Annotated in this window: 21 protein-coding genes; 9 read left to right on the top strand and 12 right to left on the bottom strand. The window is 70.6% G+C overall.

All coding sequences use genetic code 11. The annotated features are described in order from the left end of the window. The first annotated feature begins 33 nt into the window (after nt 1-33). Nucleotides 34-1341, top strand: coding sequence for a metallophosphoesterase (locus OG892_RS25140; RefSeq protein WP_371630348.1), 1308 nt, complete (start codon nt 34-36; stop codon nt 1339-1341). A gap of 208 nt (nt 1342-1549) precedes the next feature. After that, a complete protein-coding gene (locus tag OG892_RS25145; RefSeq protein WP_073732555.1) occupies nt 1550-3103 on the top strand; it encodes an ABC transporter substrate-binding protein in 1554 nt (517 codons plus the stop codon). Nucleotides 3104-3154: 51 nt separating this feature from the next. Here the strand turns inward: OG892_RS25145 and OG892_RS25150 are convergent, their stop codons facing one another. The 4 genes from OG892_RS25150 to OG892_RS25165 form a co-directional block, all read right to left on the bottom strand. Beyond that, nucleotides 3155-3880: a TetR family transcriptional regulator gene (locus tag OG892_RS25150; protein WP_328865691.1), complete on the bottom strand. Its 726-nt coding sequence runs from the start codon at nt 3878-3880 to the stop codon at nt 3155-3157. 20 nt (nt 3881-3900) lie between these two features. Continuing rightward, a complete protein-coding gene (locus OG892_RS25155) occupies nt 3901-4347 on the bottom strand; it encodes a thiol-disulfide oxidoreductase DCC family protein (RefSeq protein ID WP_371630349.1) in 447 nt (148 codons plus the stop codon). 9 nt (nt 4348-4356) lie between these two features. After that, complete coding sequence (locus tag OG892_RS25160; RefSeq protein ID WP_073732553.1) at nt 4357-4788, bottom strand: hypothetical protein; 432 nt, start codon at nt 4786-4788, stop codon at nt 4357-4359. A 67-nt stretch (nt 4789-4855) separates the two neighbouring features. After that, nucleotides 4856-6094: an MFS transporter gene (locus tag OG892_RS25165; protein WP_371630350.1), complete on the bottom strand. Its 1239-nt coding sequence runs from the start codon at nt 6092-6094 to the stop codon at nt 4856-4858. A gap of 88 nt (nt 6095-6182) precedes the next feature. Here OG892_RS25165 and OG892_RS25170 point away from each other — a divergent pair, with 88 nt between their 5' ends. Then, entirely contained in the window at nt 6183-6692 is a 510-nt protein-coding gene (locus OG892_RS25170; protein WP_371630351.1) for a MarR family winged helix-turn-helix transcriptional regulator, read from the top strand. Between the two features lie 66 nt (nt 6693-6758). Here OG892_RS25170 and OG892_RS25175 read toward each other — a convergent pair whose 3' ends face one another. The 6 genes from OG892_RS25175 to OG892_RS25200 all read right to left on the bottom strand — a co-directional run bounded on the left by OG892_RS25175 (nt 6759) and on the right by OG892_RS25200 (nt 11667). Further along, nucleotides 6759-7337 (bottom strand): hypothetical protein, encoded by a 579-nt coding sequence (locus OG892_RS25175; RefSeq protein WP_371630352.1) that lies wholly within the window; start codon nt 7335-7337, stop codon nt 6759-6761. Between the two features lie 179 nt (nt 7338-7516). Continuing rightward, nucleotides 7517-8293, bottom strand: coding sequence for a succinate dehydrogenase iron-sulfur subunit (locus tag OG892_RS25180; RefSeq protein WP_073732549.1), 777 nt, complete (start codon nt 8291-8293; stop codon nt 7517-7519). After that, nucleotides 8293-10047, bottom strand: a complete 1755-nt coding sequence (gene sdhA / locus OG892_RS25185; RefSeq protein WP_073732548.1) for a succinate dehydrogenase flavoprotein subunit — start codon at nt 10045-10047, stop codon at nt 8293-8295. Before sdhA ends, OG892_RS25180 begins: the two co-directional genes overlap by 1 nt. A gap of 30 nt (nt 10048-10077) precedes the next feature. Next, nucleotides 10078-10551, bottom strand: a complete 474-nt coding sequence (locus OG892_RS25190; RefSeq protein WP_024488891.1) for a succinate dehydrogenase hydrophobic membrane anchor subunit — start codon at nt 10549-10551, stop codon at nt 10078-10080. 5 nt (nt 10552-10556) lie between these two features. Beyond that, nucleotides 10557-10937, bottom strand: a complete 381-nt coding sequence (gene sdhC, locus OG892_RS25195; RefSeq protein ID WP_073732547.1) for a succinate dehydrogenase, cytochrome b556 subunit — start codon at nt 10935-10937, stop codon at nt 10557-10559. Nucleotides 10938-11157: 220 nt separating this feature from the next. After that, nucleotides 11158-11667 (bottom strand): 2-oxo-4-hydroxy-4-carboxy-5-ureidoimidazoline decarboxylase, encoded by a 510-nt coding sequence (locus tag OG892_RS25200; RefSeq protein ID WP_073732546.1) that lies wholly within the window; start codon nt 11665-11667, stop codon nt 11158-11160. A 337-nt stretch (nt 11668-12004) separates the two neighbouring features. Between OG892_RS25200 and OG892_RS25205 the strand changes: the two genes are divergently transcribed. From OG892_RS25205 to OG892_RS25215, 3 genes are all read left to right on the top strand, one after another. Beyond that, nucleotides 12005-13612 (top strand): glycoside hydrolase family 20 protein, encoded by a 1608-nt coding sequence (locus OG892_RS25205; protein ID WP_371630353.1) that lies wholly within the window; start codon nt 12005-12007, stop codon nt 13610-13612. Between the two features lie 183 nt (nt 13613-13795). Further along, complete coding sequence (locus OG892_RS25210) at nt 13796-14608, top strand: DUF4328 domain-containing protein (RefSeq protein WP_371630354.1); 813 nt, start codon at nt 13796-13798, stop codon at nt 14606-14608. 153 nt (nt 14609-14761) lie between these two features. Beyond that, nucleotides 14762-15331 carry a hypothetical protein gene (locus OG892_RS25215; RefSeq protein WP_328865685.1) on the top strand — a complete coding sequence of 190 codons (570 nt, stop codon included), beginning with the start codon at nt 14762-14764 and terminating at the stop codon, nt 15329-15331. A 56-nt stretch (nt 15332-15387) separates the two neighbouring features. Here OG892_RS25215 and OG892_RS25220 read toward each other — a convergent pair whose 3' ends face one another. Beyond that, nucleotides 15388-15969 (bottom strand): Uma2 family endonuclease, encoded by a 582-nt coding sequence (locus OG892_RS25220; protein WP_371630355.1) that lies wholly within the window; start codon nt 15967-15969, stop codon nt 15388-15390. 585 nt (nt 15970-16554) lie between these two features. Between OG892_RS25220 and OG892_RS25225 the strand changes: the two genes are divergently transcribed. Both OG892_RS25225 and OG892_RS25230 read left to right on the top strand, forming a co-directional pair. Further along, nucleotides 16555-17355 (top strand): RNA polymerase sigma factor, encoded by an 801-nt coding sequence (locus OG892_RS25225; protein WP_073732542.1) that lies wholly within the window; start codon nt 16555-16557, stop codon nt 17353-17355. Further along, nucleotides 17355-18566, top strand: a complete 1212-nt coding sequence (locus tag OG892_RS25230; RefSeq protein WP_371630356.1) for a hypothetical protein — start codon at nt 17355-17357, stop codon at nt 18564-18566. The genes OG892_RS25225 and OG892_RS25230 overlap by 1 nt, the downstream gene beginning before the upstream one ends. Nucleotides 18567-18751: 185 nt before the next feature. On the opposite strand, the gene OG892_RS25235 is transcribed toward OG892_RS25230, so the two are convergent. Next, nucleotides 18752-19690 (bottom strand): L,D-transpeptidase family protein, encoded by a 939-nt coding sequence (locus OG892_RS25235; RefSeq protein WP_073732540.1) that lies wholly within the window; start codon nt 19688-19690, stop codon nt 18752-18754. 349 nt (nt 19691-20039) lie between these two features. Here OG892_RS25235 and leuE point away from each other — a divergent pair, with 349 nt between their 5' ends. Next, complete coding sequence (leuE, locus tag OG892_RS25240) at nt 20040-20708, top strand: leucine efflux protein LeuE (RefSeq protein WP_073733130.1); 669 nt, start codon at nt 20040-20042, stop codon at nt 20706-20708. The last annotated feature ends 14 nt before the right edge of the window (nt 20709-20722 follow it).

A 20722-nucleotide genomic window follows, 5' to 3' on the forward strand; every position in this document is an offset into this window, starting at 1 on the left:
CCGAATACGGACAAACAGGGCGGGGCGGCGTACATGGCAGTCATGGGGTTCGTTCTGCTGGCGGTCGTGGCCCTCGCGCTGCTCGTCGCCGTGCACCGCTATGTGTGGCGCCGCTTCGTCGGTGACACGACCGCCGCCGGCAGCCGGCTGCGCCGGGCGGGCACGGTGGCGGCGTACGTACTCCCACTGCTGAGCGTCGGCGCCCTGGTCTCCGGCCGCTCGGGTGTGCCGTTCTGGCTCCAGCAGGTGCTGGCCTGGCCGGGCTACCTGTGGCTGGCCGCGCTGCTCTACCTGACCCTGGCCCTGCTGGTCGGTGAGGCGGTACGGCCGCTGCTGCGCCGGCTGCTCGCGCGCCGGGCGACGACGGCCGGGGCCGGGACCGATCCGGCGCGCACGCCGGAGACCGAGCAGACGGCGGAGAACGGACAGGTGGCGGAGGCCGAGCGCGCCGGCTCCGACACCAGGACGGCCGCACCACCCGCCCCCCTCGCGCCGCCCGCGCCCCCCGCACCCTCCGCCTCGCGCCGGCTCTTCGTCGCGCGGGCCGTCGGGGGCGCCGCGGCCGTCGCCGGGCTCGGCACGGTCGGGTACGGCACGTACGGGGTGCTGCGCGGCCCGCGGGTCAAGCGCGTCACCATCCCGCTGGCCCGGCTGCCCCGCTCCGCGCACGGTTTCCGGATCGCCGTGGTCAGCGACATCCACCTCGGCCCGATCCTGGGCCGGGCGCACACCCAGCGGATCGTCGACACGGTCAACCGGACCCAGCCCGACCTGATCGCGGTCGTCGGGGACCTGGTCGACGGATCGGTCGCGGATCTCGGTCCGGCCGCGGAGCCGCTCGCGGGCCTCCGCTCCCGGCATGGCGCGTTCTTTGTCACCGGCAACCACGAGTACTACTCCGGCGCGGCCCAATGGGTGGACCACGTAAGGGAATTGGGGATGCACCCGCTGGAGAATGCCCGGGTGGAGATCGACGGCTTCGATCTTGCCGGGGTCAATGACATCGGGGGCGAGAGCGAGGGGCAGGGCCCGGACTTCGGCCGCGCCCTGGGCGACCGGGACCGCTCACGGGCCGCCGTCCTCATGGCCCATCAGCCCGTCCTCATCGACGAGGCCGTCGCGCACGGCGTGGACCTGCAGCTCTCCGGGCACACCCACGGCGGCCAGCTCTGGCCGGGCAACTACATCGCGGAGCTGTCCAACCCCACGGTCGCCGGTCTCGAACGCTACGGCGACACCCAGCTCTACGTCACGCGCGGCGCGGGCGCCTGGGGTCCGCCGGTACGGGTCGGTGCCCCCTCGGACATCACCGTCGTCGAACTCGCCTCCAAGCACGCCTAGACGGCGTCCGCAGGCGAATTCGGTGACCGGTTACCAACCCTCTGTATTCGGCCTATCGTCGAAGGTTTCAAGTAACGAACGAAAGGCTGTGTATCCCTGATTTCCTCTTCCAGATGTGAAAATCGTGTGATTGGCTGAGCGCGAACGTGCGGTGATCTGCGTATCTGAGCGCGACACCGAGGTGGGGCTGTTAAGGGAGAGCACGGCAATGCGGTCGATCCGAATACGGATTCTCGCGATTCTCGCGGTTTTGGTCATCGCAGGCGTCGGCGCCTGGCAGTTGCTTCCTTCGGACGGAGCGAAGGAGGATCCGGTCTCCGTCGGCACGACCGACATAGTGACCTCGCTCGACCCGGCGGGAGCGTACGACGCCGGCTCATGGGCGATGTACAGCAACGTCTACCAGTCCCTCATGACGTTCAAGTCCGGGGCGATCGTCCCCGAGCCGGACGCGGCCGAGAGCTGCGGCTTCCTCGGCGGGAAGCTCCAGACGTACCAGTGCAAGCTCCGTGACGACCTGTCGTTCTCCAACGGCCGGAAGATCACCGCGGAGGACGTCAAGTACTCCTTCGAGCGCATGCTCAGGATCAAGACGAACGTCGGTCCCTCGGTGCTGTTCCCGACCCTCAAGAACGTGGTGACCGAGGGCCGGACGATCACGTTCAACCTCTCGTCGCGCGACGCGACGTTCCCGCAGAAGCTCGCCACCGGGGCCGGTTCGATCGTCGACCGGGAGGCCTACTCGGACAACAAGCTGCGGGCCGACAACAAGGTCAGCGGCTCGGGGCCGTACGTGCTCAAGTCGTACGAGCCGGGCGCCAAGGCCGAACTGGTGCCGAACAGCAAGTACAAGGGCGCGCTGAAGAAGACCGGCGGACCGGTCACCGTGCGCTACTACAAGCAGTCGGAGGACCTGCTGGCGGCCTGGAAGTCGGGGCAGATCGATGTCACGCACCGTCAGCTCCCGCCGACCGCGCTCGCGGAGCTGAACCCCGGCGATTCCGACCAGCGCGTCACGGAGGCGGACAGCGCCGAGATCCGCAACCTCGTCTTCAACGTCCGCGCCGGTTCGCCGCTCGCCGACAAGCGGGTCCGCCAGGCCATCGCGTCGATCATCGACCGCGCGCCGCTGGTGACCAAGGTCTACCAGGGCACCGTCGAGCCGCTCTACTCGCTGATCCCGCAGGGCTACATCGGGCACAGCACCCCGTTCTTCGACGAGTACCCGTCGCCCGACCCCAAGCGGGCCAAGAAGCTGCTGGAGGAAGCGGGCGTCCAGCTGCCGCTCCCGATCACCTTCGCCTACCGCACCGGCGACTCGTACACGCCGGAGAGCAAGGAGATCCAGCGTCAGCTGAACGCGGACGGGCTGTTCAAGGTGACGATCAAGTCCGTGGAGTGGACGGCGTTCCAGAAGGGCTACGCGGCCGGTAAGTACGACATGTACACCGTCGGCTGGCTCCCCGACTACCCGGACCCCGACACCTTCAGCCAGCCGCTCGTGGGCCGTGACACCAGCCTCCACAACGGCTACAGCAGCAAGAAGATGGACCAGCTGATCAGCGACACGCTGCAGTTCAGCGACCGCAGCCGCACCTCGGCCGACTTCAAGGACCTCCAGAAGCTGGTCGGCGAGGACGTGCCGCTCGTCCCGCTGTGGCAGAAGAAGGACTACGTCCTCGCCAAGCCCGACGTGTCCGGTTCGCAGTACCTCTCGGACGGCACCGGCATCTGGCGGCTGTGGGAACTCGGCTGGATCTGACGGTCCCTCGCGGACCAGCAGGCAGAACGCACAGGAGCGGCCGCCCCGGCATCAGCGGGGCGGCCGCTCCGGCGTGTGCCCCGTCGCGCCCGGCAGGAACTCCTCCAGCACCGCGTGGACCTGGCGCACGAGCGGTCGCAGCACCCGGAACCGGGACAGCGCGATGGCCCGCGCGATGATCGGTGCGGTGCGCTCCACGAGGCGGCGGCTGCGTTCGGCGTCGTCCGTCCGGTCGTACACCCAGTACAGCACCAGGCCCATCTGGTTCAGCCACATCAGCTGCGGCAGCAGCTCCGCCAGTTCGGGATCGACCTTGGTGTCCGCGCCCGCCAGGCAGCGCCGGTGGATGGAGATCGCCGCGTCGCGGGCCGCGACGGAGTCCTTGGAGAAGGGGCTGAGCGGGCTCTCCGGATCGGCGGCGTTCTTGAAGAACTGGGCGGCGAAGCGGTGGTACGGCTCCGCCACGTCCAGCCAGCCGAGGAGGACCCCGCGGATGCGTACCGCGAGGTCCTGGTCGCCGGCCAGAACCGGCTGGACCGCCGCCTCGTGCTCGGCGGCGATCCGGTCGTAGAAGCCCTGGACGAGGTGTTCCTTGGACGAGAAGTAGTAGTACGCGTTCCCTACGGAGACACCGGCCTCCTGGGCGATGGCCCGCATCGTCGTCTTGTCGTAACCGCGTTCCTGGAAGAGCCGGAGCGCGGTTTCGAGGATGAGTGTGCGGGTCTGCTCGCTCTTGGGAGCCTTGACTTCCTTCACGTCCTTCTCTTCCTTCACCACGGTCCCGAGGGTATCGGGGATCACCGTGTGCCGGGCTCCGGCCCTCGCACCGCGCACTCCCCGCCCCCGCCGCCGTCCGTCCCGCAGGGCGCCGCCGTCAGCGAGCGGTACTTCGCGGCGGCGAGGACGGTCGCCCTGGCGAACGGGCGGCCGGCCGGGGTGGTCAGCCAGTGGGCCTTCGGCCGGTGCTCGGCCAGCGCCCAGAGGCAGACGATCCACGCGGACGTGGACCGGTAGACCTGGCCCCCGTCACCGATGACCGTGATCTCCTCCAGCGTCCCGGAGTGGTCGAGAGCGGGGAAGCGGCGGTGCGCCTCGGCGGAGCCGGCCGGGACCAGGTCCAGCGGGACCAGCTGACGCTGTCTCATCAGCCACTGCCGCAGATGGACGCAGAGCGAGCACTGCGCGTCGTAGAGGACGGTGAGCCGGCTGACGGACGGCCGTCGCCCAGCTGTCCGGGTTGTCATGGCCCGCCCTCACGCCTTGGTGGCGGGAGCGGTCCACGGCCCGGTGCCCGGAGGCGTCCAGCCCTGCGGCGCCACGGGCGGGGTGTGCTCGCGCTCCATCATTCCCCGGCGGCGGATCCTGTTCAGCACGTAGACGTTGCCGAGGTGCATGACTCCGAGGACGAGCAGGACGACGCCGACCTTCACCGAGAGTGCGTCGAAGAGGCCGCGGGCGTCGGTGACCGCGTCGGAGTTCTTCAGATAGAGCGTCACGAACCCCAGGTTGACCAGGTAGAAGCCGACCACCAGCAGGTGGTTGACGGCCTCCGCGAGCTTCTCGTTCCCGTGCAGCACATCGGCGAGGAACACCTTGCCGTTGCGGCTGAGCGTGCGGGCCACCCAGATGGTGAGCGCCACGCTGATGAGCAGATAGATGACGTACGCGACAACAGTGAGGTCCATGCCCCACCCTCCCTTGAACGCGTTCAAATGCTGTTGTCATGGACTGTAGACCTGGTTTTGAACAGGTTCAAGCCGGTGCCCCGGTGGTGCGCGTCACCTTCCCGCCGGGCGCCGCGAAGCGTCGTACGCCCGGCACCGCGGCGGTGGCCAGACAGGCCGCGCCGACCGCCATCCCGGCTGCGGCCAGCGGGAGTTCGGCGCCCCAGGCCGAGGCCGCCAGTGGGGCGAGGGCGTACCCCAGCGGCATCGCCCCGAGCGAGAGCAGCCAGTCGTACGAGGTCACCCGGGCCAGCGCGTGTGCGGGTACGGCGGACTGGACGGCGGTCTCCCAGACCGGGTTGAGGTAGCCCAGCCCGGCCTGGGAGACCCCGTACGCGGCGATGGCGACGAGCGCCGGGGCGTGGACGGCCAGCAGGCAGAGCGGCAGCGCGTACAGGGCGAGGCCCAGGTTGGCGATCAGGACCGGGCGGCGGGGGCGGGCCCGGCCGGCCAGCAGCGAGCCGAGCAGCAGTCCGACGGCGCCGGTCTGGAGGAAGGCGAGCCACATGCCCCGGCCGCCGAGGTGGTGGAGGAAGAGCGCCGGGCCGAGCGTCATCAGGACGGCCGCCGCGCCGTTCCAGACGGAGTGCGCGATCAGGCTCGTCCAGTACCAGTCGCGGCCTCGGACCTCGCCCCAGCCCTCCTTGAGGTCGCTGAGCACGGAGCTGCGGGCGACGGGGACGTGCCGGACGTCGATCGCGGACAGCAGGGTCGCGCTGACCGCGAAGCTGGCGCCGTCCAGCACGAACGCCCAGCCGGGCCCCGCGGTGAGGACCAGCGCTCCGGCGACGGCGGGGCCGCCGATCCGGGTGGCGCTGCTGACCACCGCCATCAGGGAGTTGGCGCGCAGCAGCCCGGACTCCGGCACGGTGCCCCGGATCAGCGGCGAGACGGTCGGCATCGCGAACGCCCCGGCGGCGCCGCCGATCGCCTCCGCCACCGCGATCTGCCACAGGGCCGGTGCGCCGGAGAGGAGTTCGGCGCCGACGAAGAGCTGGCTGGCGCACCGTACGAGATCGGTGGTGAGCGCGACCGTACGGGCGTTGAAGCGGTCGCCCACGACGCCGCCGAGCGGCAGCAGGAGCAGCTTGGGCACCATCGCGCAGCCGAGCACCAGCGCGAGCGCCCCGGTCGAGCCGGTGGCCAGGTAGACGGCGAGGGTGAGGGCCGCGGGGATCGCCGCGTCACCCAGCATCGACAGGCTGCGCCCGACGAAGAGCAGGCGGAAGGAGCGGGAGCGCAGAGGATGAGGGTGAGGATGAGGCATGGCGCGGAATCTATTTCGCTTCCGAAGTATTCGTCAACGAAATATAAGGTACCGAAAGGCAGTTGAGGTTCGGCGTAGGCTGTGGACCATGGAGCGACGCGACTGGACCGACGGACATGTGGAGCGGTGGAAGCCGGTGCTTCCGGAACTCGACCCGGACGTCGAGGGCGCGGTGACCCGCATGAAGAAGCTCTCCGTCCATCTGCGCCGGGTGCGCGAACAGTCCCTCCTCGACTTCGACCTGGACCGCCAGGAGTTCGACACCCTGCACAAGCTCGCCGGGCGCGGCGGCACGGCCGCCCCGTCCGATCTCGCCGCCGACCTCGACCTCGCGCCCGCCTCCGTCACCGGCCGGCTGGACGCGCTGGAGCGTCGCGGATTCGTCCGCCGCACGCCCTCCACCACCGACCGGCGGCGCGTGGACGTGGAGTTGACCGACCGGGGGCGTTCGACGTGGCTCGGCGCGATGGACGTCCTCGGCAACGAGGAGGAGCGGCTGCTCGGCGTCCTCGGCAAGGACGAACGCCGACTGCTCAACGCCATGCTGCGGCGCGTCATGGTGGTCGCGGAGGCCCGGGGCGCCGCCGCCTGGGACTGACCGCGCCGGCGGGCGGGAGCCCGGGGCGCCCTCGGTGGCGTCCCGCCCCGGGCTCCGGACGGGCCGTCAGAAGCTCAGTGAGCGGGCGGTGTTGACCTGGGCCATCACCATCGCGAAGGTGCCCTGGTGCATGGCAGGGATCATCGTCCAGTGGTGGCGGCCGGCGCTGGTCACCGACACCTGGACGTATCCGGTGGTCTTCTTCTCCTTCATCAGGAGGAAGAGCAGACCGACCAGGCACAGCAGGGCGAAGAGGATCGCGAGCACGATCCCGACCGTGGGGATCTTCTCCTCGGTGCGCGACATGTCCGTGGCCGTCCACGTCGCGCCCTTGAGGGGCATCGTTCCGGACGGAGTGACGATGGAGTCGCCCATGATCGTGATGTCACCGATCGACAGCATCGGCGCGCCGACGCCCATCGGGAGCATGCCCTGCTGTCCCGGGTACCCGTAACCCGGCACCCCCGGCTGACCTCCCGGGTAGCCGTAGCCCGGCACCCCCGGCTGACCTGCCGGGTAGCCGTAGCCGGGCTGGGGCGGCGCCTCCTGGAACGGCTGCGGGTAGCCGTGGACGGGCGGACCCGCCGGCTGCTGGGGAGGCCCCCACTTGTATGAGTCGTCCGCGTACGGATTCGGATCGCTCAACGTTCCCCGCTCTCGATCGTGCCGTGCGCCCGGTGGCCTGCTGCGACGCGGGCGGCGAACCGTGCCCGGTTCCGCACGACCGTACCGTTACGCGCCGCGCCGTGCAGCCAGGAGGCCCCGCCGCCCGCGGTGTTCGCGCGGAGGACGGGGCCCTGGATGCCGATGACGCCGGGGGAAGGTCAGAAGCGACGCGTGATCAGCGCGCGCTTGACCTCCTGGATCGCCTTGGTGACCTCGATGCCACGCGGGCAGGCGTCCGTGCAGTTGAAGGTGGTGCGGCAGCGCCACACCCCGTCACGGTCGTTGAGGATCTCCAGCCGCTGCTCGCCGCCCTCGTCGCGCGAGTCGAAGATGAAGCGGTGCGCGTTGACGATCGCCGCCGGGCCGAAGTACTGCCCGTCGTTCCAGAACACCGGGCACGAGGACGTGCACGCGGCGCACAGGATGCACTTGGTGGTGTCGTCGAAGCGCTCGCGGTCCTCGGGGGACTGCAGACGCTCGCGGGTCGGCTCGTTCCCCTTGGTGATGAGGAAGGGCATGACGTCGCGGTAGGCCTGGAAGAACGGGTCCATGTCGACCACGAGGTCCTTGAGGACCGTGAGGCCCTTGATGGCCTCGACCGTGATCGGCTTCTCCGGGTTCAGGTCCTTGATCAGCGTCTTGCAGGCGAGCCTGTTCTTGCCGTTGATCCGCATCGCGTCCGAGCCGCAGATGCCGTGCGCGCAGGAGCGGCGGAACGTCAGCGTTCCGTCGGTCTCCCACTTGATCTTGTGAAGGGCGTCGAGGACACGCTCCTTCGGGTCGATCTCGATCTGGAAGTCCTGCCACTCGGACTCCTCGGAGACCTCCGGGTTGAACCGGCGGATCCGGAAGGTGGCGGTGATGAACGGGGAATCGGCGAAGCCGGCCTCGGGCTCAGGGACCTTGTCGGCCTTTTCCATCGTGGGGGTAGCCATCAGTACTTACGCTCCATCGGCTGGTAGCGGGTCTGGACGACCGGCTTGTAGTCCAGCCGGATCGACTCGGTGCCGTCGTCGGCGACCTCGCGGTACGCCATGGTGTGGCGCATGAAGTTGACGTCGTCGCGGGTCGGGAAGTCCTCGCGGTAGTGACCGCCGCGGGACTCCTTGCGGGCCAGCGCCGAAACCGCCATGACCTGGGCGAGGTCGAGCAGGTTGCCCAGCTCGACGGCCTCCAGCAGGTCCGTGTTGAACCGCTTGCCCTTGTCCTGGATGGACACGTCGAGGTAGCGCCTGCGCAGCTCCGCGATCTTGTCGACCGCCGTCTTGATGGTCTGCTCGGTGCGGAACACCATCACGTTGGCGTCCATGCACTCCTGCAGTTCCAGGCGGATCGTGGAGACCCGCTCGGTGCCGGTGGAGTTGCGCAGCCGCTCGACCTGGTCGATGACCGTCTGCGCCGGGTTCTCGGGAAGGTCGAGGTGGTCGTTCTTCGCGGCGTACTCGGCGGCGGCGATGCCGGAGCGGCGTCCGAAGACGTTGATGTCGAGCAGCGAGTTGGTGCCGAGGCGGTTGGCGCCGTGCACGGAGACACAGGCGACCTCGCCGGCGGCGTACAGGCCCGGGACGACGTTGGTGTTGTCGGCCAGCACCTCGCCCTGGACGTTGGTCGGGATGCCGCCCATGGCGTAGTGCGCGGTCGGCTGGATCGGGATCGGGTCCGTGTAGGGCTCGATGCCGAGGTACGTACGCGCGAACTCGGTGATGTCCGGGAGCTTGGCGTCCAGCTGCTCCGGCGGCAGGTGCGTCAGGTCGAGGTAGACGTGGTCGCCCTCGGGACCGCAGCCGCGGCCCTCGCGGATCTCCGTGTAGATGGAGCGCGAGACGACGTCACGGGACGCGAGGTCCTTCATGACGGGCGCGTACTTCTCCATGAAGCGCTCGCCGTCCTTGTTGCGGAGGATGCCGCCCTCACCGCGGGCGCCCTCCGTCAGCAGGATGCCCATGCGCCAGATGCCGGTCGGGTGGAACTGGAAGAACTCCATGTCCTCCAGCGGCAGGCCCCGGCGGTAGCAGGCGGCCTGGCCGTCACCGGTCAGGGTGTGCGCGTTCGACGTCACCTTGAAGAACTTGCCGGTGCCGCCCGAGGCGTAGATGACCGACTTCGCCCGGAAGACGTGGATCTCGCCGGTGGCCAGCTCGTAGGCGACGACGCCGGCGGACTTCTTGACGCCGTCCTCCTCGACGACCAGCTGGTCCAGGACGTAGAACTCGTTGAAGAACTCCACGCCCTCCTTGACGCAGTTCTGGTACAGCGTCTGGAGGATCATGTGGCCGGTGCGGTCGCCCGAGTAGCAGGCACGACGGACCGGGGCCTCGCCGTGGCTGCGGGTGTGACCGCCGAAGCGGCGCTGGTCGATCTTGCCCTCGGGCGTACGGCCGAACGGCAGGCCCATCTTCTCCAGGTCGAGAACGGCGTCGATGGCCTCCTTCGCCAGGATCTCGGCGGCGTCCTGGTCGACCAGGTAGTCGCCGCCCTTGATCGTGTCGAAGGTGTGCCACTCCCAGTTGTCCTCCTCCACGTTGGCGAGCGCGGCGGCCATGCCGCCCTGCGCGGCGCCCGTGTGGGAGCGGGTGGGGTAGAGCTTGGTCAGCACGGCGGTGCGGCTGCGCTTGGTCGACTCGATGGCCGCGCGCATGCCGGCGCCGCCGGCGCCGACGATGACGGTGTCGTACGTGTGGATCTGCATGGTTTACCTCTGGTCCTTCGGGCCCGGCGCCTAGCGGATGTTCGGGTCGAAGGTGAAGATCACCAGCGTGCCCAGCAGGACGGTGAACACCGTGGCGGTGTACAGCAGCATCTTCAGCCAGAAGCGGGTGTTGTCCCGTTCGGCGTAGTCGTTGATGACCGTACGGAGACCGTTGGCGCCGTGCAGCATGGCGAGCCACAGCATCGCCAGGTCCCACATCTGCCAGAACGGCGAGGCCCAGCGGCCGGCCACGAAGGCGAACCCGACCTTGGACACGCCGCCGTCCAGCACCAGCTGGATCAGCAGGTGGCCGATGACCAGGACGACCAGGACGATGCCCGACAGGCGCATGAAGAGCCAGGCGTACATCTCGAAGTTGGTGCGCGACCCCTTGGGCGTCTTGCCGGTCCGCGTACGCGGGGGCTCGATCACGGGGGCCGGATTGTCGACATCGTAGAGGCTGACGCCTTCGACTGCGCCGATCGCGGAAGTCTCGGTGGACATGGGCCTCAGCTCCCGAAGATGGAACGGACGGCGTGGCCGAGGACGGGGTACAGGGCCCCGACCATGAGCACGATCCAGATGCCCAGCACGGTCCAGAGCATCTGCTTCTGGAGTCGCGGGCCCTTGGCCCAGAAGTCCACAGCGATGATGCGGAGACCGTTCAGCGCGTGGAAGAGAATCGCGGCCACGAGGCCGTATTCGAGGAGCGCGACGGGCCATGTCTTGTACGTGGCCACGACCTCGTCGTAGGCCTCGGGGGAGACACGGACGAGAGCGGTGTCCAGGACGTGTACGAACAGGAAGAAGAAAATGAGGACACCGGTGACTCGATGAGCCACCCAGGACCACATGCCTTCCCGGCCGCGGTACAGCGTTCCAGCCGGCACGGAAGAACCCTCCGGGAGCGGGGATTGGGGTCGGCCGGCTTGACTGTCGGTCTGACCCGGCCGGGTACGGTCCACCGGCCCCGGCCATCGTAGCGACGGTTTGTCGGTTCGTTCGCGGCGGGGCCTCTGGTGTGATCAAAGTGGCAATCAATCAGGCACGGACGGGCTAGGCATACGCCTGTCCGCAGGGCGGGGGCCATCCGGAGCCGCCCGTAACCCGTTACTGACTCGATACCAGACCGATGATGCGGCCCCGGGCGAGTCGCCGCATCTCGTCCGCCGTCACGACCCGCTCCTGGTCGGTGTCGTGGCCCAGTCTGGCCCGGATGCCCGCCAGGACCTGGTCGGGGTGCTCGGCCGGGCGGACGCCGTCGAGGCAGATGACGAAGACGTGCCCGAACTTCGACTCGTACGCGGCGTGCGCGGCGGCCAGCGCGAGGTGCGCGGCGGGTGCCGCGTCGGGCGCCAGCGCCGGGGAGGCCTCGGCGGCGAGCGCCTCGGCGCGTTCGGTGAGGGAGAGGTCGTAGCCCGCCTCGTCTGCGGCGGCCAGCAGCGCGTCCAGATCCGGGTAGGGGCGGTGGGCGGCCAGCCGTTGCGCCCAGCGGTGGCTGCCGAAGCAGTCCAGCAGGGCGGCCTCGACGTCCGGGGCGGGCGCGGTGTTGAAACGCCGCAGGCCGAAGGCGTACGGGCCGGGCCGGGCGGCGGCCTGCCCGCAGCTCTGCACGGGCACGGCGGTCCGCCGGGCGGGCCTGTGCGGTTGCTCCGGCAGGCCGGCGTGGGACTCGCTGGACCTGGACAGCGTGGGCTCCTCGAATCAGCGGCATCTGTGAACCTGGAGTGGGGAGGGATCGAAGTGACCAGGTGGATGCGGGGTGAAGGGAGAGACGAATGTGCCTCAAAGGTATCGAGGCCGGGCAACGGCCGTCCGGCGGATGTGCGAATTTCACCCGGACGGGAGAGCGGACCGGAGAGTTTCGGAATCACTGCTGTACGAAATAACGAGGAGAATGCCCGGCTATCTCCTTACTTCTGCCCGCTTTCCCGCTAAAACCGGAGGTTTCTGACCGATGTCGCTCTCACGCGGCGCCCTCGCGGCCGGAGCGGCCGTCACCGCGGCCGCCGCGGTGACGCTCACCGTCGTCCTGTGGCCCGACAGCTCCGACCCCGCGCGCAGGTCCGGCTCCCAGACCTCGCCCGGAGCCACGTCCGCCGCCCCCACCCCCTCCCCGACCCGCAGCTACCCGCTGTCGAAGACGCCCCGCACCATCCCCGCCGTACGCGAGCACACCCCCGCCCACGGTCCCGGCTGGCGGCCGGGCAAGGGCAGCGCGGTGGTGATCGCGGACGGCAGCAAGGGGCTCGCCGACGAGGGGCGGCTGCTCGCGGGCGAGCTCAAGATCGGCTACCGGGGCGAGGCGGCGGCGCGGGCCGGCGATGTGGAACTGGCCCTCACTCCGACGGCCGAGGCCGGGCCCGAGTCGTACACCCTGAAGACCCACGACGGCCGCGTCACGATCAGCGGGCCCGGCCAGGCGGGCGTCTTCTACGGGACCCGCACCCTCAAGCAGTCGGTGCGGGCCGACGGCTCCATGCCGGAGGGCGAGGTGCGCGACCGCCCCGACCGCCCGCAGCGCGGGCTCAACCTCGACATCGCACGCAAGTTCTACAGCGTCGGCTGGATCGAGGACCGGCTGCGCGACATGGCCGACCTCAAGCTCAACCAGCTCGGCCTGCACTTCTCCGACGACCAGGCCTTCCGCGTCGAGTCCGACACCCACCCCGAGATCGTGTCGCCCGAGCACCTGACCAAGGCGCAGGTGCGGCAGATCGTCGCCCTGGCCGGCCGGCTGCACATCCAGGTGGTGCCGGAGATCGACTCCCCGGGCCACCTCGGCGCGGTCCTGCGCGCCCACCCCGACCTCCAGCTGCGCAATGTGTCGGGCGTGGCCTCGCAGGGATCGCTCGACATCTCCAAGCCGGGCGCGGCGAAGCTCGTCGACGAGCTCCTCAACGAGTACACGGAGCTCTTCCCCGGCACTTACTGGCACCTGGGCGCCGATGAGTACCTCGCGCTTATGGCGCGGGACCCGGCCGCCTCCTACCCCCAGCTCCAGGCCGCCGCCGTACGGAAGTACGGGCCGAAGGCCGGGATCGCGGACCTCGCCACCGGCTGGCTCAACGACCGCGCGGCGGTGGTCCGCCCGCACGGCAAACAGCCCAAGGCGTGGAACGACGGCCTCTTCCGCGACAGCGTCGTCAAGGCGGCCAAGAACATCGAGATCGAGTACTGGACGGGCAAGGAGTACGGGGCCCGGCAGCCGGACGAGTACCTGCGCGAGGGCCGTCAGATGCTGAACCTCAACGACGAGTTCCTCTACTACGTGCTCGGCCAGCCCAACGACTTCGTCTACCCCACCGGCAAGCGGATCTACGAGCAGTGGACCCCCCTCGTGATGCGCGGCACCACCCCCGTCCCGGCGCGCTACTCCCGCCAGATCCTCGGCGGCCGGTTCGCCGTCTGGGGCGATCTGCCGAACGCCCAGACCGCGGCGCAGGTCGCGCAGGGCATCCGGATGCCCTTGCGGGCGACGTCCCAGAAGCTGTGGGACCCGGGCAAGCCGAAGCTGGGCTGGGACGGGTTCCGGAAGCTGGCCGGGGAGATCGACAAGGGCTGAGCGCCGTACCGGGGCAGGAGTGCCGAAGCGATGGATTCCCTGTGGATTTGCTGTGGACAGGGAAGTGGCCGGGAGCTAGGTTCCGGAGGCCGCGCGCACTTGGGGAGGAGCGCGCGGCCTCTGTCTTCCGCTCTTGTCCGCGCCCGGGATCTCCGTGCGTCCACAACCCTGGGGGGTTGCTCCATGCTCTGTTCCACCTGCGGCACCAGACCGCCGGTCCGCTCCGACGGACGCTGTGCGCTCTGCGCGCCGACCGCCGGAAGGGCCAGGGCCCAGGCCCTGTCCGCACCGGCCTTCACCGCTCCGCAGCAGTGGCTGCGTTCGCCCGAGGGGCTCGCGAAGGCCGTCGTCGTCCTGCTGGCGGTGGTCGCCGTGGCGGACCTGCTGGCGGTGGCCGCTGACATCAACGTCCGCACGCTGATCGACAACGGTTTCGACGCCGGTTTCGGCGGCGGTTTCGTGGGGGTCGACCAGGCGGACGCCGACCGCGCCGACACGCTCTACGCGGGCGCGGGCGTCCTGCAGATCCTCACCACCCTCGCCGCCGCCATCGCCTTCCTCATGTGGTTCTGGCGGGTCCGGGCGAACGCCGAGATCTTCGACGCGAGCGCCCAGCCGATGCGGCCCGGCTGGGCCATCGGTGGCTGGTTCGTTCCGGTCGCCGGGCTGTGGCTGCCGCGTCGGATCGCCGGTGGCATCTGGACCGCGAGTGCGCAGACCAACACCGACGGCACCTGGCGCGATGTCTCCCCCGCCCCGATGAACCTGTGGTGGGGCACCTGGGTGGCCGCGATGGTGTTCGGCCGGTTCGCCGCCACCCGGTACGACCAGGCCGAGTTGCCGCAGCAGATCATGGACGCCGCCTCGATGATGGTGGTGTCCGATCTGCTCGACATCGCGGCCGCGGTCTTCGCGATCCTGTTCGTGCGCGAGCTGACCAGGATGCAGGGGGAGCGGGCCGCTGTCGGCCTGTTCCCGCTCAACGCCCGGCTGTAGCGCCGCCCCACGGGTCCAGCACCGCCCCACGGACAGCAAGCGGTTTCGGCCGCCCGCAGTGACGATTTTCGGCCATTCGGCGCTGAACGCGGTAACAGGAAGCACTGCGTTCCCATGCGTCCCGGCGTGGGGAGGGCCGACGGGAGACTGCCGATGAGCCTGCTGGAACTGATCGCCGCCGCCGACGAGCGGGGCCTTGCCGCGAGCGGGGCGGCCTGCCTCGACCGCTGCCTGCCGCAGCCCGCCGAGGGCGCAGACCCCGATCCGCTGCGCCCGCTCTGGGCCGGCTGCGCGGACGGGGCGGCCTGGCCGGACCGGCTGGCCGAGGCGCGCGCGGCGCTGGACGCCCTGCCCGGCGAGGACGCGACCGTCCGCCGCATCCGCGAACTGCTCGGCGAGGCCCCCGCGGTCCGGGCGGGCGCCGGACTGCGGGACTGGGCCGACGACTGCTCGGTGCTGGCCCTGGAGATCCACCTCGGCCACGACGCCGAACGCGCCGGCCCCGCGGAGCCGGTGGCGCGCTGCCGTGCGGGCGACCCGCGAGGGGCGGGGCCGCTGCTGGCCGGGGAGACCGCGCGCCAGACCCGGATCCTGGGGATGCTGGCGGAGATCGCGGCCACGGCCCCGGCGGGCGCCGGGCTGCGTCAGGTGCTGGACGTGTCGGCCGAGGGGCAGCGCGTACTGCGCGCGGCGGCCTCGCGGCGCGCACGCGTCGGGGGGTGAGGCGGTCGGGGGTCTGCCCGTCGCCCCATGGGTCAGGTGCTCCTCGCCATGACCCTTCAGCTGCTTCGGGGAGGCGTGAGGCTGCCGAGGTCGAGACTGATCTCGAAGGGCACCAGACGCTGAAAAGAACCCCGGAAGATACCGGCGGGCGCGTAAGCCCCCGTTGGTTCATCGAGCTCGTATACGTGGACGGCCGGTGCGCCGTCCTCGTCCTCGATGCACCAGTAGTGCGGAATACCGGCCTCTGCGTATTTACGGAGCTTGACCGTACGGTCGCGGTGGGCGGACTCGGGTGAGACAACCTCCACGACGAGCTTCACGTCGCCGGGGGAGTACCAGGTGCGGTCGGGGTCGTAGGGGAGGGTCGTCAGCAGGATGTCCGGCTCAGGTCGGTTTCGGGCGTCGAGGCGGATCGTCATTTCCCGCTCAACCTCTACGCCGGCCGGCGCCTGCGCCATCAGCATGGTGGTCAGAGCGGTAATCAGACGGCCGTGCCAGGACCGCTGGGGGGACATCATGAATACGAGTGCTCCGTCGATCAGCTCAGTGTGGCGCGGCGCCTCGGGGAGGTGATCCAGGTCCTCCGCGAACCAGCCTTCCGCGCGGGGCGGGCGCATCCAGTCGGGCAGTGCGGTCATGCCATTACGGTATCGGCTGCGGTTGCGGCGTGCCGGGAGCATTCCGGCGCCTCGGACCAGGGCCTCGGCGCAGCCACTGCGGGTGACTACGGCACAGGGATGAGGCCTCCGTCCAGAGCGTCATGACGGATGCGTCGTGTCAGAGCGATCTGGTCCTGCAGCAGGCGCTCGTATGGGTCCGACTGAGTGCTGGGCCGGACGCCGGGAAATCGGATGGAGGTGACACGGCGTACCGGTCCGGGGAAGACCGGATGAACGCCGGGGGTGTTGGTCACGGACTGGTTGTGACAGCCCCATACCTCGGAGTGTTGCCTGGTCAGAGGCGTAGAGAAAATGAGGACGACCGGGGCCGCCACCCCCCACAGGAGAGGCCCCGGTCGTCTTCCGCGGGGCCGCGGAACGACCCCGTACTCATCTCAGCGTCGGGACCGCGATTTCTGTCACACCGCGTCGCGTCCGCACAATGTTGCGGGTTGTACAAGTCATGGACGTGATGCCCGCGAAGGACGTAGCGTGCTGATTCGCGCAGGGTGGCGCGGCAGTGGTGACCAGCTGCGATTCAGGACAGCAGGGCAGGTTGAGGGAGTGCTGGGGGACGACGCGGGGCTTACCGCCGCGGTGCTCGCGGCGCAGGACGGGGACGAAGACGCCTTCCGTACTGTGTACCGCGCTGTGCAGCCGCGGTTGCTGGGCTACATAAGGACACTGGTGGGGGAGCCGGACGCCGAGGACGTGGCGTCCGAGTCCTGGCTCCAGATAGCGCGCGACCTCGACCGGTTCAGCGGGGACGCGGACCGGTTCCGGGGGTGGGCCGCGCGCATAGCGCGTAACCGTGCCCTGGACCATCTGCGGATGCGCGGCAGGCGCCCCTCGGCCGGCGGCGACGAGGCCGAACTGTCGGAGAAGCCCGCCGAGTCCGACACGGCGGCCGAGGCGATCGAGGCCCTGGCCACCGGGCGCGCCATGTCGCTCATCGCCCAGCTGCCGCAGGACCAGGCCGAGGCCGTCGTGCTGCGTGTGGTGGTCGGGCTGGACGCGAAGAGCGCGGCGCAGACGCTGGGCAAGCGGCCGGGTGCGGTACGGACCGCCGCGCATCGCGGGCTGAAGCGGCTCGCCGAACTGCTGCGGGCGGACAGCGCGGACGTGCCGGACGGCACCGCGCGTCCGGGGGGCGAGGCCGGCCCGGACCACGCGGAGGAGGGCCGCCCGCACGGCGGCGACGCCGGCCCGGCCGACGGGCCGGCCCCCGTACAGGCACCGCACGGCAGCGCGGCCGGCCGGACGGCGGAACTGGGCGCCGTACCCGCTCAGCGCCCCTCCCGCACCGGCCTGGTGGCGCCCGCCGGTGTGACGCATTCGCGTCTTCGGACGCAGAAGGACATGTGATGGCCGACGAGCAGTACGAATGGCTTGACAAGGAAGCGGCGGAGAGACTTCTCCGCCGTGAACCGGTCGATCCCGTCGACGGCCAGCAGGCACAGGATGCCGACAGGCTCGCGGCCGCCCTGGACGCCGCGGCCCGGTCCGCCCGCCCGGCCGCCGGTGAACTCCCCGGCGAGGCCGCCGCACTGGCCGCCTTCCGCGCCGCCCCGCGCTCCGCGACCCGTACCCGCTCCGCGTCCGCGCGGGCCGGCCGCGGGTCCGCCGCCGGGCCGGACGGGGGGAGCGGGGGCATGCTCGCACCCGTGCACATAGGCCGGGCCGGTTCCGGCAACGGGCCGGCCGCCCGACCGCCGAGCTGGAGCCGGCCCGTCCGCTTCGGCCTGGTCGCCTCCCTCGCGTGCTGCGCGATCGGCGGGGTGGCGGTGGCCGCCGGGACCGGAGTGCTGCCCGGACCCTTCGGCCGGCACGCCCCCGCCCCGGCGACGTCGGTGTCGGCCGCCGCCTCGCCCGAGGAACTGGGCTCGGGCCTCACCGCCGACGACGGGACGCCGGAGCCGCCGCCCGGCACGCCGAGCCCGAAGAGCTCGCCCCCCGAGGCCCGGGACTCCGCCCGCCCCGGCGGCAAGGGCACGGAGGGGCCAGGCCCCACCGGACCCGCCACCGACGGCGGGACGGGCTCCGGAACGCACAAGGACCCGGGCGGCGGTGCCCCGGACAGCACCAAGGGCACGGGCGGTGACGGTGACGGCTCCGGGCAGCCCGACACCCCGCCGCCCGACACCTCTGGCGCCTGGTACGCCAAAACGCTGAAGGCCTGCCGCGACTACCGCGACGGCAAGCTCGACGACGACCGCAGACGCCGCCTCGAATCGCTGGCCAAGGGCGCCCGCAACCTGGACCGGTTCTGCGAGCGGATGATCGACGCGGCCGACGGCAAGGGTGGCAACGGCGGCAACAGCGGCAATGGTGGCAGCGGCCAGGACGGCGACGACGGTGGCAACAGCGGCAGCGGCGGTGATTCGGACGGCGACGGCCACTCGCCGTCCGGCGGCTCCGGCTCCCTCCCGTCGATCGATTTCTCCCCCGCGTCCACGCAGCCGCCGACCGCCTTCGCCGGAACAGAACCCGGAACGGAAGCCGGAACGGAGCCCGCGACGGACGCCGGAGCGGACGCCGGTGCCTCGCCGCCGGTGGCGCCCGCCGAGGCCCGCTGACCCCGTCCGCCACCGGGTGTGACGTTTTTCGGCACGCGGACGCAGTACAGAGTGAGCCGACTGGTCATCGGCAGCGTCCTGAGCCGGGGTTCCCCCCGTACCTTCGGCTCGGCGCAACGGCGCGGGCGGGACACGTTCCCCCGGTCCCGCCCGCGCCCCTCACCCGTACAGGCCGTTCAGGCCGTTCAGTTGTAGACGACGACCTTGTCGCCGTTGCGGACCTGGGCGTACAACGAGGCGATCTTCCCCTCGTCCCGGACGTTGACGCAGCCGTGCGAGGCGCCGTTGTAGCCGCGGGCCGCGAAGTCCGAGGAGTAGTGCACCGCCTGCCCGCCGCTGAAGAACATTGCGTACGGCATCGGGGAGTCGTAGAGCGTCGACACATGGTGCCGGGACTTCCAGTAGACGGAGAAGGTGCCCTCGCGGGTCGGTGTGTACTGCGAGCCGAACCGCACGTCCATCGACGAGACGACCTTGCCGTCGATCATCCAGGAGAGCGACCGGCTGTTCTTGCTGATGCAGATCACCCGGCCCTTCATGCACCGCTTGTCCGGCTTCGCGACCGGCCGGGTGGTCGGCGGGTTCAGCTCCGCCGCCGTCGGCTCGTGCGTCATACCGAGCAGCTTCTGCCAGGTGAGCGTGTCCGCCTTCCCGGTACGGGACAGTCCGCGCTTGCCCTGGAACGACTGCACGGCGGTGACCGTGACGGTGCCGTAGTAGCCGGTGGGGGTGCGGTTGAAGTGGCCTATCTGGCGCAGCCGGGCCTGGAGCTCGCGCACCTGCTTGCCCTGTGCGCCGCTCGCCATCAGCACCTTGCCCTGCGGGTCGGGTGCGGTCGTGGCCGACGGCGTGGGCTTCGGCGGTGTGCTCGCCGGTCTGCTGGGCGCCGTGCTCGTGGACGGCGTCGGCGTCCCCGGCTCGTCCGCGCCGGGCTTGGCGTCGTCGGTGGGGCTGCCGCCCGTCCGCGCGGGCGACGGGGCCGACGGCGTGCTGCCCGCGGCCTGCGGTTCGCACCCCGCCGTCACGGCGGTCAGCGCGAGGACGGCGACGGCGGCGCCTGCCGTCGCCGCCGCACGGCTGCCCCGGTGCGCGCGGCCGCGCCCGGTCCTTCTGGTGCGTGTCATCTCGGCCCCCTGGGTCTCCGGTATCTCATGGGACGGATTCCCGCCCTGCCCGGTTGCCGAATCGCGGACATGACGGCGAAAGCGTTATCGAGATCCATCGGTTACCGATCAGCGGCCGGAGCGGGAGACGGAGAGCTGCCGCGGAGACCCTCGGAGGGTGATCTCTCGCCATTTTTCCGTGGCCCTGGATAAGGTCGGGACGTCGTTCTTCGTGCCCGACGAGGTCGGCGTCGAGATGGAGCTCTCCGTGGACCGCCTGCTCAATGGCGACGAGGACTGACGGAGCGCGTCGTCCCAGGACCTGAACCCAGCACCCGGAGTGCCGAACCCGCGTGCGACACTCCGTTTCATGCTGGGTGTCACTGATCTTCCGACCTATCTCGCCGGCCTGGTGCTGATCGTTCTGCTGCCGGGTCCGAATTCGCTGTACGTGCTGTCCGTCGCCGCCCGGCGTGGAGTGCGGACCGGCTATGTGGCCGCCGCCGGGGTGTGGACCGGGGACACCGTGCTGATGACCCTGTCCGCGCTGGGGGCGTCGTCCCTGCTCCAGACCACGCCCGTGCTGTTCGCCGTGGTGAAGTTCGCCGGGGCGGGCTATCTGACCTGGCTGGCCTTCGGGATGCTGCGGGCCGCGGTGTCCATGTGGCGCGAGCGGCACCGGCGGGTGGCCGAGCTGACGGGCGAGTCCGCGGACGGGGCCGAGGCGATCGGCACCATGGAGCGGCCCTACCGGCGGGCGCTGGTGGTCAGCCTGTTCAACCCGAAGGCGATCCTGTTCCTGATCTCGTTCTTCGTGCAGTTCGTCGATCCCGGGTACGCCTATCCGGCGCTCTCCTTCCTGCTGCTGGGCACGCTGCTCCAGGCCGCCAGCTTCCTGTACCTCTCCGCGCTGATCTTCGGCGGTACCCGGCTGTCGGCCGCGTTCCGCCGCCGTAAGCGGCTCTCGGCGGGGGCCACTTCGGCGGCGGGCGTGCTGTTCCTCGGCTTCGCCGCGAAGCTGTCGCTCAGCAGCGTCTGACCGGACGCGCGGGT

The organism is Streptomyces sp. NBC_00341, from assembly GCF_041435055.1.
GTDB lineage: Bacteria > Actinomycetota > Actinomycetes > Streptomycetales > Streptomycetaceae > Streptomyces.